9 protein-coding genes are annotated in these 12374 nt (G+C 58.7%); 2 read left to right on the top strand and 7 right to left on the bottom strand.

The window, feature by feature from the left end; translation table 11 throughout:
* Positions 1-2: 2 nt before the first annotated feature.
* A complete protein-coding gene (locus SH410x_RS27555; protein ID WP_473672697.1) occupies positions 3-434 on the bottom strand; it encodes a CsbD family protein in 432 nt (143 codons plus the stop codon).
* Positions 435-721: 287 nt separating this feature from the next.
* On the opposite strand from SH410x_RS27555, the gene SH410x_RS27550 reads away from it, so the two are divergent.
* A complete protein-coding gene (locus SH410x_RS27550; RefSeq protein WP_473672695.1) occupies positions 722-1339 on the top strand; it encodes a class I SAM-dependent methyltransferase in 618 nt (205 codons plus the stop codon).
* Positions 1340-1442: 103 nt separating this feature from the next.
* Here the strand turns inward: SH410x_RS27550 and SH410x_RS27545 are convergent, their stop codons facing one another.
* The 6 genes from SH410x_RS27545 to SH410x_RS27520 all read right to left on the bottom strand — a co-directional run bounded on the left by SH410x_RS27545 (position 1443) and on the right by SH410x_RS27520 (position 7415).
* Positions 1443-2405, bottom strand: a complete 963-nt coding sequence (locus tag SH410x_RS27545; RefSeq protein ID WP_473672693.1) for a deoxyhypusine synthase family protein — start codon at positions 2403-2405, stop codon at positions 1443-1445.
* A gap of 100 nt (positions 2406-2505) precedes the next feature.
* A complete protein-coding gene (locus SH410x_RS27540; protein WP_473672691.1) occupies positions 2506-2745 on the bottom strand; it encodes a hypothetical protein in 240 nt (79 codons plus the stop codon).
* A 57-nt stretch (positions 2746-2802) separates the two neighbouring features.
* A complete protein-coding gene (locus SH410x_RS27535) occupies positions 2803-3198 on the bottom strand; it encodes a CsbD family protein (RefSeq protein WP_473672689.1) in 396 nt (131 codons plus the stop codon).
* Between the two features lie 196 nt (positions 3199-3394).
* Positions 3395-4840: a sulfatase family protein gene (locus tag SH410x_RS27530; RefSeq protein ID WP_473672687.1), complete on the bottom strand. Its 1446-nt coding sequence runs from the start codon at positions 4838-4840 to the stop codon at positions 3395-3397.
* A 152-nt stretch (positions 4841-4992) separates the two neighbouring features.
* Positions 4993-5766, bottom strand: coding sequence for a hydroxypyruvate isomerase family protein (locus SH410x_RS27525; protein ID WP_473672686.1), 774 nt, complete (start codon positions 5764-5766; stop codon positions 4993-4995).
* Between the two features lie 275 nt (positions 5767-6041).
* Positions 6042-7415, bottom strand: coding sequence for a Gfo/Idh/MocA family protein (locus SH410x_RS27520; protein ID WP_473672684.1), 1374 nt, complete (start codon positions 7413-7415; stop codon positions 6042-6044).
* Between the two features lie 491 nt (positions 7416-7906).
* Here SH410x_RS27520 and SH410x_RS27515 point away from each other — a divergent pair, with 491 nt between their 5' ends.
* Complete coding sequence (locus SH410x_RS27515) at positions 7907-12346, top strand: hypothetical protein (protein WP_473672683.1); 4440 nt, start codon at positions 7907-7909, stop codon at positions 12344-12346.
* Positions 12347-12374: the final 28 nt, after the last annotated feature.

The following is a 12374-nucleotide window of genomic DNA, read 5'->3' as shown; positions in this document are numbered from 1 at the left end:
GACTACCGTTTCCGTCCCATAAAGAATAATGCTCCCGCGGCGATGCCGAGTCCGAACGCGATCGCCAACGATTCAGCGGGTCGACTTCGGACGGTGCTCGCCAGCTGAGCCGAGTAGTCACTTGACTGCGCGGCGAGCCGGCGGGCTTGCTCGCGAGCATATTGGCTGGCGTCGTCGGCGAATTCTTGAGCGGCGCCCGCGTACTGGTGCAACTTTTCAGCGGCTTGATCGCCCACCGATCCATTAAACATTCCGTCAATGAATTTCTCGACCTCACTTCGTGCCGCACCCGTCTTCTGCTGCACCATCCCAACGAGTTGGTCGGCGTTGCCTTCGACTTGGCGCAGATCATCGTCGGTCAGTTGCCCCCAGTGTTCCTTGAGGCGGCCTTTGACTTCATTCCAGTGGCCTTGGAGTTGCTCGCGGTTTGCCATTGTGACGTCCTGTTAAGTTATGTGGTTGAGGCTCCGCTTCCTGATCAATCGGAATCTTCATGCGGAGTATGGGAACTCTACAACGCATTCGCTGTGCCAAACGCAGATTTACAGGATTTCGGGTCGAGAATTTGGTGATCGATTGGTGTGAAAACGACCAAAATGGCGAAAGAATGACCACGCGGCTGACGGCGGTGACGTGGAACCGGTCACTTGCGATCGACGCAGCTGCCTGGGATGATCCAGATCGCTCACCCAGACTCACTTCTTCTGTCATGAAATCCTCGATGTCGCTCCAACCCATCTCCATCGACCGTTCGGTGAAGCAGTTGCCTTATGCCGATCATGCGGAAGATCTTATTGATACCGCTAATGAGGCCGTCGAGGCATTCATGCTGGCCGATCTCGATGTGATCGAAAACTTCGTTACCTGCGATTTTCATCTGCTCGACCAGACGCTGAGTTGGATTCACAGCAACCATTTGTTGACGGGAAATCGGTTCTGCGAATGGGGAGCTGGGTTCGGTGTCGCCACGATGTTGGCTGCCCTGCGAGGGATGCAGGCGGTGGGGATCGAAATCGAATCGAGACTCGTCCAGCAAGCCGAACAAGTCGCTCACGCCGTCGGTAGCTCGGCACGATTTTACCAGGGTAGTTTCGTGCCGCGTGGTGTCGAGGGGCTCGCGGAAATTGCCGGCCAAGTCAAAAACGTCGATACCGAAGAAGGCGACGTGTACGACGAGATCGGGTGGGAACTCGATGACTTTGATCTCGTCTTCGTGTTCCCCTGGCCCGGGGAAGAAGAGTTTTTTGAGCACATCTTCGCAGCCTGTGCCGCCGACGGCGCACTGCTGTTGAGTTACCATGGCCGCGAAGGCATGCGTCTGTTGCGGCAGACCCGCTAGGCAATCGCGAAAAATGGTGGCCGATCGCGGAGCGTTCGGCCCCAAATATCAAACCGTCACTTCCCGCTCCCGAAGAAGCGAGGTGGACGGGCTGCCAGTTCGATCACCAACCGAGCACATGTGCGAAGATGAGTGGCGCACAAATCGACGCGTCGCTCTGGATCATGAATTTGGGCGATTCCGGATCAAGTTTGTACCAAGTGATTTTTTCGTTGGGGACCGCGCCGCTGTAACCACCGTAGCTCGTGACCGCGTCGCTGATTTGGCAGAAGTAGCCCCACAGGCGAATATCTTTTTCCAGGTCTTGTTTCAGTAGCGGAACGACGCAGATCGGAAAGTCGCCGGCGATGCCACCGCCGATTTGAAAGATGCCAATCGGATTGTCGGCGCTGTTGGCCTCGTACCACTCGATCAGCCGCTGCATCTGCTCGGTTCCAGGCGCGAACGCGGTGTGGTTGGGGACTGTGCCGTCGTGCACCCGCGCGGCATAGATGTTGCCGAGCGTGGAGTCTTCGATGCCCGGTGTGTAGACGGGGATGCCCGCATCCTTGGCTGCCGCCATCCAGCTATTTTCGCGAGGTACCTGAAAATGCTCGGTGAAGGTGGGGTCATCGAGCAATGCGAACATGAAATCGCAGGGCATCCAAGTCTCGTCGCTGGCCGCCTGCTCGATCCATAGCTTCGTCAGGCGATGCTCGAGATGTCGCATCACGGTCTCGGGGATACAAGTGTCGGTGACGCGGTTGAATCCGGCATCGCGCAGTTCGACTTCGTCTTCGACCGACAGCGCTCGCCAATTGGCGATCGTACGGTACTCGTCATGGGCGACGAGGTTGAAGAGGTCTTCCTCCAGGTTCGCTGCGGTGCAGGTAATCGCATGCACTTTGCCTTGACGGATCATCTCAGCCAGCGACAAACCGAGCTCGCCGGTGCTCATGGCCCCAGCGAGCGTGACCATCATCTTGCCGCCGCTCGAGACGAACTCGCCATAGGAGCGGGCGGCGTCACGCAGTTCACGAGCGTTGAAGTGGCGGAAATGCGTTTCGAGGAAATCAGTAACTCTCATCGGAATCTCAGGGCGGACAAGGACATGGGCGTTCAAGACCGCTTGTTTGTAGCGAGATTTCCCCGAAATACAATCGCGCTGATTCGTGCCGATGGGACGCTCAGCGGCGCAGTTTCCAACCCACCAGCACACCCGCACCGAACAGCCAGACGGCGGCCACGTCGGGGCGGTCCTTGGCGTAGTCACGGAGCAGGCTGAAGACGTCCTTGGCGGGTTCTGCGACGTAGTGGCTGCCGTAGGCTTGGAGATTTTCAGCCGTCGTGTGAGTCGCACCGTCAAGGCGGCTGCGCATCTCAGCGACGGTCGAACGAGATTGAGGGGATTGTGCTTGCGAGGCCATGGTTAGTTTTCCTGGTGAAAATGGGGAGGTGGTGTCAATCGTCGAACTCGCCAGCGGCTACCGGCCGTTCCAGCGTTCACGCCAGGTCGGCTCGCGGTACCGGTCTGCGGCCAGCGAGTAGCCGATCGCTGCGCCGACCAGGAGGCCGATTCCGAGCGCCGCGACGACCGATTCCGCTGGATGGTTTGCGACCGCTCTGGTCGACTCTCGGTAGCCCTGGTTCAACTTCTCGCCCGTCCACGAAAAGCTCGCGCCAGCATCTTCGTAGATCTTGCTCAGGAAATCCTCGACCTCCGACCGGGCTGCGCCGACCTTCTGTTGGATCAAACCGATCAGTTGCTCCTGATTGCCTTCGACTTGGCTCAGCTCATCATCAGTGATCTGGCCGTATTTTTCCTTCACGGACCCGCGGATCGAATTCCACTGGCCTTTCATCTGTTGTTGGGTAGACATTGTTTTCCTTTCTGAATGGTGTTGCCGCCCGACAGAACTCAATGCTCTGTATGGATCACGGGCGAGTCATCAACACGTGCCAGATAAGCAAAACGTGTACCAAGAAAAACGATGATGGTGCGCGGCGTGCTTTCCACCAGGTGGGTTGGTCGAGATTACTGACTCGCGATCGGCAGGGACATTTGTGCGACGATGATCATCGTCGAGCGGAGGCGTTGGTTGCCCTGCCGATCGGTCGCTGGCCGTGCCCACGCTGGCCTTGGTCGCCGAGATCCCGCTTTGCTTGCTCAGCCAGGAGGGAGAGGCGGTCAACGATTTCGGGATTTTCAACGGCAACGTTGTGCTCGCAGGCAATGTCGTTGACAACGTTGAATAGCAATGCGGTTGGCTGTTGCTTGTCACTGAAATGTGGATGAGCGGCCCAGGAGGTTACGGGCAGGAACAGCTTCCAGGGACCGGACCGGACGGCTTGCAGTTGATCTTGATCGTAGTAGTAGAAGGCTTGATAGGGAGTCTTCGCATCCGCTTCACCGAACAGCAGCGGAGCGATGTCGTGGCCGTCGATTTTGTGATTCGACGGTGGCTGACCGCCAGCGAGTTTGGCGAACGTGGGCAATAGGTCCATCGTCGTCGCCAGTTCTTCGCAGACGGTTCCGGCGGGGACCTTGCCTGGCTGCCAGACGATCGTGGGCACACGAAAGGCGCCCTCACTGGTCGTGTAGCCGCGGCCATGCAGCGGTCGGTTGGAACCGCGGCTCAGGTCGCTGGGGTCGCCGTTGATTGGCGCGCCATTGTCGGACGTCCAGATGACGAATGTGTTCTCCGCAATGCCTAACTGCACGAGTTGATCGAGCATCACGCCGATTGACCAATCGAGTTCCTCAACCGCGTCGCCCCACGCTCCATTCTGACTCTTTCCTCGAAACGCCGGACTGGAAAATGGCGTCTTGGTGCTGCCGGGCATGGCCTGGGGGAAATAGAGAAAGAACGGTTCCTCCTGGTGGCTGGCAATCCACTGCATCGCCCACTCGGTGTATCGCCTCGTCAGGCCATTTCGATCGCAAGGAGCTTCGATCACGGTTTCGTTGTCCATCAGCGGCAAGGGCGGCCACTGCGAGCCATCCCGCTCCCAGACTCGTTCGGTCATGTCGTCGGAGTAGGGAACCCCGAAGAACCTGTCAAAACCTTGCCGAGTCGGCAGGAACTCCAGCTGGTCACCGAGATGCCATTTCCCGACGATGGCCGTCGCGTATCCCTGCTGTTTGAGGACATCGGCAATTGTCGCCTCGTCGGGGTGCAATCCGTAGGGCGAAACGGGGCGGAGGACCGCGCCATCGCGTTCGTTGAGATGCATGCCGACGCGCTGAGCGTAACAGCCCGTCATGATGCTCGCCCGCGACGGCGTACAGACGCCGGCGGTGACGCAGAAGTGCGTGAGCTTTCGGCCTTCTCGCGCCATGCGGTTCAGGTTGGGGGTCCGATGACGCGTCGACCCAAAAGGCTCAATGTCACCATACCCCAGATTGTCACAGTAAACGACGATGAAATTGGGTTTCGTCGCCGTGTCGGCACACACGGCCAGCGGTGAACCGAAACACATGGCGAACATCAAGACGAGATGATGGCGTGAAGGCTTCGGCATGCGTTATTCCTGGGGTGGCTCAGACGTCAGGTTGGCCGACACTTCCGCACCGCTGATGCGTCTGTGTCGGCAAAAGGAACGACTCGATGACGCCCGTTTAGGGAATCGAGCCATCATTCATTGGCGGCTTTCAGATCTGCCGGCCGGCGCCGCTATCGGGCTGCGACCATGGCAGTGGCTTGACGCAGGCCAGCGTCGGGGTCGCTCTGGGGCCAGTACTCCAGTCCCACGTAGCCGTCGTACTTCGTTGCTGCGATCGCGGCCAAGATTTCGGGGTAGTTGAGCTCACCGCAGGTGAGTTCATGCCGGCCAGGGTTTCCCGCCGCATGGAAATGGCCGATCGCGTCAATGCGTTGGGTCAACCGATCAATCACGCGTCCTTCGCTGATCTGTTGGTGATAGATATCAAAGACAACCTTGACGTTTTCGCTGCCAACGGCATCAATAATCTCGAATGCCTCATCACTGCGCACGAGGTAGTAGCCGACGTGATCGACGAGTTCATTGAGCGGTTCGATGACGAGTGTGATGCCCGCTTGTTCGAGCAGCGGCGCCGCCTCGGTCAGTCCGTCGACGAGCGACTGGTGCTGTTGCTCGCGAGGCACACCGGGCAGGAAATCGCCGACCTGGGAAATCAGTGTGCGGCAACCAAGCTGCTGGGCTGCGGCGATCGACTCGGTCAGTCCCTGCAGATAATCGCTGCGCAATTTCGGGTCGACGAGTGAGACGAACCGTGTGCAGCAGGCGGCGATCGTCATGGAATGTTGATCGCGTGCGGCAATGATTCGGTCGAGGTCTTTCTCCCACCAGCACCAAAACTCAAAGGCATTGATGCCCGCGTCGGCGACGCGGGCGATCGCTTCGGTCGCTTCGATACCTTCGAAAACAGCGTCAATGCAAACCGACAATTTTGGGTTGGAGGTCAAGAGAATTCCAATTTCAGTGGAGAGTGTCTAGCGGCGTTGTTGATTTCTTGAGTCGAGCCGCATGAGCGGCTCGCGTTACCCGATGGCTTCGGCTGCCCATTGCCGGTCGGAATTCGCCTAAATCAACAGCCTGCTAGCCGTTTTGGCAGAGGCAGGCCGTTGAGGGAGGGGGGCGGCGCGTGACCGGATGCCTGAGGGCATTCGGTTCATGAAATCGGCGGCAAGATGCCGCCGATGGATACCGTTCATGAAATCGCCTGTTCAGCCGAACAGGCTCATGCAAACGGGCTGTATTTGCCCGGGACGGGGATGGGGTACTTGCCATCTTCGCCCTTGACAACCGGTGGGGTTGACTGCAGGGTGAACCCGTCGATGCCGGGGGCCAGATCGCGGCCTTTCTCGAGCAGTTCGTCCCATTTGATGACCTTGCCCGAGTAGCAGGCTTCGCGGCCGAGAATAGCGGTGAACGTCGAGTGGGCGCCGTATTCGCCTTCGTTGTAGATTTCACCACGCATCAGCGCTTCGATGAGATCGTGCTGTTCTTGTTGGTGACCGTTGACGCGTTTGCCATCGTACTTCCACGCGTTCGCGCCGAAGATCTCGCCACCTGGATTGGCGGTACCCTTGGTGCCTTGTGCGAATTCGCCCACGTGGCTCCAACCACCGGCGAGGTGGCGGCCCTGTGAGAACATTTTGGAGCCGTCTGCGAAGGTGTACTCGCAGAACGTGTGATCGAAAATTTGGGATTTCGAGCCATCACCGTTTTCACGTTGTTGGTGCCCGCCCATACCATTGCAACTGACGGGGTAGGCGTCTTTTACCCAGCAGCCGACATCCAGGTTGTGGATGTGTTGTTCACAAATCTGATCGCCGCTGACCCAGTTGAAGTGGTACCAGTTGTTCGTTTGGAACTCCATCTCGTTCTGGTCGTCCTGTTTGTTGCGATACCAGATTCCGTTGCCGTCCCAATACACTTGTTGTGAAATGACGTCGCCGATGGCACCGTCATGAATGCGGCTGATGGTCTCTTTGTAGGACGGTTCGTGTCGGCGTTGCAGACCGATGGCGACCATCAGATTCTTCTTCTTCGACTCCTCCACGCTCTTGAGCACGCGACGGACGCCGGGCGCATCGGTGGCGACTGGTTTTTCCATGAAGATATGCCGACCCTTGTTGACGGCATACTCGAACTGCTGAGGTTTGAAGCCCGGCGGTGTGGCAATCACGACAAGGTCGCAGTCGACATCGATGGCCTTTTTGTAGCCGTCGAGGTCACTGAAGAATTGGTCCTCGGGCACATCGACTTTATCTCCGTGCCGTTGGGCGAGTCGCTTGACCGCGTCGCGCGCCTTGCCTTCGAAGGCATCGTGAACGGCGACGAGTTTGACGTTGCCTTTGGTATTCATGATTTGATCGACAGCACCGGTCCCGCGACCGCCGCACCCGATCAAAACAACGCGGATGACATCGTCACCGGCAGCATGGGCAGCCGGCAGGGCCATCGCGCTGATCCCGGCGCCCGCGCCGAGGGCGGTGCCAGCCAAAAGCGTCGAATTTTGTAGGAATCCGCGACGTGTAGCAGCGGAGCCTACCTGGGGTGCTGGGAGAATGATTGGGGACGCTTGGGTGAGCGGCGTTGAGTTTTCCATGGTGCTTTCATACGGTGGAGGTGGGCAGAAAACTGCCGAACGGCCGGAAGTTTTGCTATCGCCCTAATTATAGACACAAGTTATTCGCTCAAACACCATGATTGGTGCGGGATTTCACCGAATTGGCTTGCAAAGAGGCAATCGATCACAGAAATGACAGATTCCACTCAGAACACGAATGCTGCGGTGAACGTCCAATGAGAGTCCGAAAGTCGGGGTTATTTCAATTATCCTGTTGTCGCCTTGCAGGCGACCGAACCTAGAAACAACAATTCGACAGATTTAGCTTTGCCGGTCAACTAATTTGCGTAGACTGGGTGGAACTCGCCGGTTCTGCGCCGACACCCCTGTTTCCACTGGAGACTCGTTTCCATTGGGCACGGACACAAAGTGGCTTCGTCAGAGGGTTTCGGGTTTACCTTGTCTTTATCCAACGCATGCCCCCCTGTTTGAGGGTTGGTGTGCAATGAATTGCTCTCACTGGTTTCGCAGTGATTTTCTTGTCTTTCGCATTGATGTTTTTTCCTCAGCGGCTGGTGCGATTCCTGCACACGGTCGATCGCTGCGTAGCTGCTGGGCAAAACGTATCCGCCTCCGCTTCTGGGAAGGTGGTTTTGCTGGTGTCGTTCCTGGCGTTGTTGAGCCCCGCGGTGGGCTATGGGCAGGGCCCGGGGACACTACCACCACCGGGTTTTCTGCAGGACAGTGCACCGTGGCCTGAGCAGCTCGAGGGCATTCGCCCCGACGCTTTTCTGTTTCAAGATGAATCGAACACACCGGTGGTGATGCCGAGGATGTCGTTTGAGGAGATCGATCGGCTCAGGAAGCTCGATCGTGGGGGCCGCTCGGGTGACCAAGTCGCAACGCTCGAGAGATTGTCGATCACGGGGGCGATGGGGCAGACACGGGCCCAATGGGACGCGGAGCTTTCGGTGCGATTAGATGGTGCGGCGGTCCGTGAAACCGTGGGCCGCTCGGTGATTGTCGACATTGGGTTTGCGGGGGCGCATCTCCTCCACGCCGCCGATGTCCGATTCGCCTCCGATGCGACCCCAGATCGCGACGCCGGCTCGGCGAAGGAAGCGGGCAGTGTGACTGCGAGGGATGGCGAGTCGGTCTCTGGCGCGTATGTTCGTTTGACTCCGCGGCAGAATCTCGGGCAAAGCAATGCGGGCGTCTTCAGCAGCAAGACGGTGCCGTCCAGCAGTACGGGCATGATGAGCGGCGTGCCGGCGGACTCATTGCCGCTACCCACAACGTTCCCCGGCGTGCTACGTCAAGCGATGGGTGCCGAGGGTGAAGGGTTCACCCGCCGCGATGGCGGGTATCAATTGGTGTTGCCGATCGATTCTCTCTTACAGAAGTTTCTCTCGCCGCGTACTTCGATGGTGGTGAAGGTGCATCTCCAACTGTCCGCGCGCGTTTGGATGACGCCGCCTGGTCAATCTTGGTTGCCGCTGAGTCTGCCGTCGGTGTCAACGTTGATCCAACTGGAGCTCGACGATTCGAGCGACAGCGGAGATGTCACCCTCTTGGACGTGGTCGGTTCAGGGCGTGAGGTCGCCCGGCGACTCGAAGGTTCTGATCGTTATGCGGTTGAGTGTGACGGTGGCATGATCGCCCTGCGCGCTACTGGGGCCGCCGAAAGTGAGGGTGATACCGGTGATCTCTTGGAAGTCGAATCGGAGACTCAGTTGCAATGGGAGTCGCCCACGGAACCTCCCACCATGGATGTTCGTTTAGTAACGAAAAACTTGCGTGGGCCTCTGCACGGCTGCGAGATACGCCTGCCAGCCGCCGCGGTGCTCGTTTCACCACCGGAGATTGTGTCAGCGACCAGTGAGTCGCGTGATGCCTCCGGTGTTACCAACGGCACCTCCGATTCGGCATGGTGGGAAGTCGTCATCTCGCGAGCGGGGAGTACCGAACCGTCATCGGGTGGTGAGAGTGCCGAGGCACCCGCGCCGGGCTCGAACGCGGAGGAGGATGCCACGCGGATCGTGGTGCGGTGGGTTGGGACGGACCAAATGCAGGCTCCGTCGTCGGTCCGCCTGCGATTGCAAATACGTCAATTCCCGCCCGACGCGACGGCAACGGATCCGTGGGTGTTGCGAATCCCGCAAGTCACCGATGCGATTGGGCATCGAGGTCAAGTGACGATTCGTACCGCAGCAGATCATCGTTTGCGCTGGCGTCCCCGGATGGGCATTGACGCTGTCGTCGCGGCCCAAACCAACACTGGCAATGGCGGCTTGGTTTACCCCTTTCGCTTCACGCAAACACGATTTGAGTTACCGATTTGGTTGTCTCGCAAACAACAGCAGATTCGATTAGCGGCCGACGCGGAGCTGTCCGTCACACGTCGTGCGGCGCAAGTCCAGATTGACGTTCGGACAGGGGGTGTTGGCATCGATCCCAAAGGTCTGCGGCTGGAACTGGGGGCCTGGCAATTGATCGGGATTCAAACGGAGATCCCCGACACCGAATTGGAAATCACCGCCAATGACGGAAACGTTGAATGGCAGGTTGATACGTCCGATGGAAACTGGCCGACCAGTTATCAGATCACGGCGGAGTTGTTGGCCACGGCGACCACGAATCCTTTTGAGTCGTTGACATTGCCCCGCTTGGTGTCAACGGATTCGGCGAGCGTGCTGCGCGACGTGCGATTGTCGCTCGTCGATGACCATCGCGAGGCTTGGTTGGTTGATTTGGCCGGCAGTCCCGCTCTCCAGCGAATTCCCGGACAGAACGAATCAACCTTTCGTTTTCTGATCCCCGAGTCGCCGTGGTCTCTGAAGGGCAGTTTCGCCACCCGGCCTCTTGAATTGCAGTGGAGCGGCGCAATTTCTACGGCGCAGTCAGCGGATCGTTGGGTGATCCGTTCGCAGTGGACGATCACCAGCCCGCTGGATTTGGAAGGCCGTTTGAAGTTCGCGATTCCCACGCTCGGTAGTCATGTTCTCGACGCACCGGAGACCGATGACGCGTCATCACTCGCATCGGCGAGTGCGACCACGGCTACGGAAACAGCGAGCGAATTGGATCGCAATTCGGCATCGAATGAGGCCAGTGTGGATGCCGCAGCGATCGCAGCGACCCGGCGCACGGAAGTGCCCCGGCGTTGGACGGCGATGGTCGACGGCAGTCCCGCAAGCGTGCGCGGGCCCCTGGTGGATTCAACATCGGGATCGGGGTTCGCCGAGAACGAGATCTACGAAATCATTTCGCCCGAGTTGGCGGCTGGAACGCAGCGGATTGAATTGGTGTTGGAACAACCCATTCTTCCGACAGACCCCACGGGCGACTCAGCCGCGGGCAGTTCACTTAGCGTCGATCGAGGTGAAATCAATGAGCTGTTCGCCGTGCCCGTTCCGGTCGCCGATCGGATCGAGTTGCCAACGCCTCTGAAGATTACGATGCCGCTCGGCGTTGTCGATTCTGCAGGAGTGTTTTGGCGCGTCCTGCCCGATTTGGACGGGTCGCTTGGCGATTTTGCGGAAACGGGCGGTTTCGAACTGTCCGACGTCAAATCACCAGAGGTCGGTTCAGCGTCCGACACAACCGATTGGACGTTCAAGATCGTCCCCGACTTTCCCATTCCGATTGTGCTGCGCAGCCGACTTGGCGAAGAGAAACTGACTGAAATTCCGCGTGCGTTTTTACGCAGCCTGGTGGGCAAGCAGTTTCGGCATGAGCATCTGATGGCGACGGTACGGGGCGGACGGCGAGTCCGGCTTGGGTTACCTGCCAGTTTACAAACGATCCGCGTGGAAGTGCAGTTGGATGGCCGGCCCACCGCGAGCACGCGTGACGCGTTGGGATTGCGAATTGATTTACCCGAAACGTCTCGATTGGCGCATCTGCTCGACGTGCGAATTTGGGTGGAAGAACAGAATAATCCATGGTCGTCACAAACCGAACCGTTGATACGATTGCCCGTCGGCTCGGGGTTGCAGTACTGGCAATTGGTCGTCCCCACCGATTCCCATTTGTTCTGGGCATCCAACCAATCCGGTCGCGCGATGCGGTGGATGCGTGATGGTTTGAATCTGTCGCGGGTGCCGACTCTCAGTGATTCCTCTTTGATCCGGTGGGCATTGGATTTGGACTGGCAATTCGGTGACGACACGACCCCCGGCGCAGCGGGCGGTTCGACGGCGAGTTCGCCCGACGGCAGTTCGAGTGACGGTGCGGTCGGTCGTAGCGAATCCGATGGTGTCTCTGATTTGGTTTTGCAAGCGGCGATGCGAGAATCCCTTTCCAATGCGACATTCGCGGTCCCAGGGAATCGATACCTGTTCTTCGCCGGCAACGTGTTGTCCTTCGCGGCCGTCACGGTGTCGCGCACCGTGCTCTGGCTCGCCGTCGGAGGATTGGTGTTATTGCTCGCCGCTGCGGCGCAGTGGTTTCCAGGGTTGCACCAGTCGCTGATGGCGTTCGTACTCGCGATCGCGTTGGCAGGACTGCTCGTGATCGCACCCGACGGGATTGTTTTGACGGCTCAATTAGTGATCATTTCCCTCACACTCGTGGCCGTGTTTTATGCCATTTCTGCGATCGCGGTACCGCGTGATGGCCAGCGAGCGCTGCCGCGATCGAGTAATCGAGACAGTGTTGTCAGTCCGGCCAGCAACTCAAAACGTGAGCGTGTCGTATCGACGCAGGCCGTTGCGTCCCCGCAGGCTGCCACCCGCACGCCCCCGGAGGCATCCGAAGACCAGCAGGAAACTCAGGAGTATGACGCGGGTAATTCACCGGCGGCAATGGATGACGATGCATCGCTGTTGCCAATCACCCATCCCGCCGCCCCGATTTCGCAGGAACCTGAATCAGAGGAGTCGAGCAAGAACGATTCGGCCATCTCTGCGGACGCCTATCACGCTACCGACTCACGTTCGGACTCCGGATCGTCGGAGGCAGTACGGTGATTCGGCGTTCCCTACGAGCCTGCCCAAA

The organism is Rhodopirellula sp. SH410 (assembly GCF_055811895.1).
Note: the sequence above shows the minus strand (reverse complement) of the source record. Positions and strands in the feature narration are given on the sequence as shown.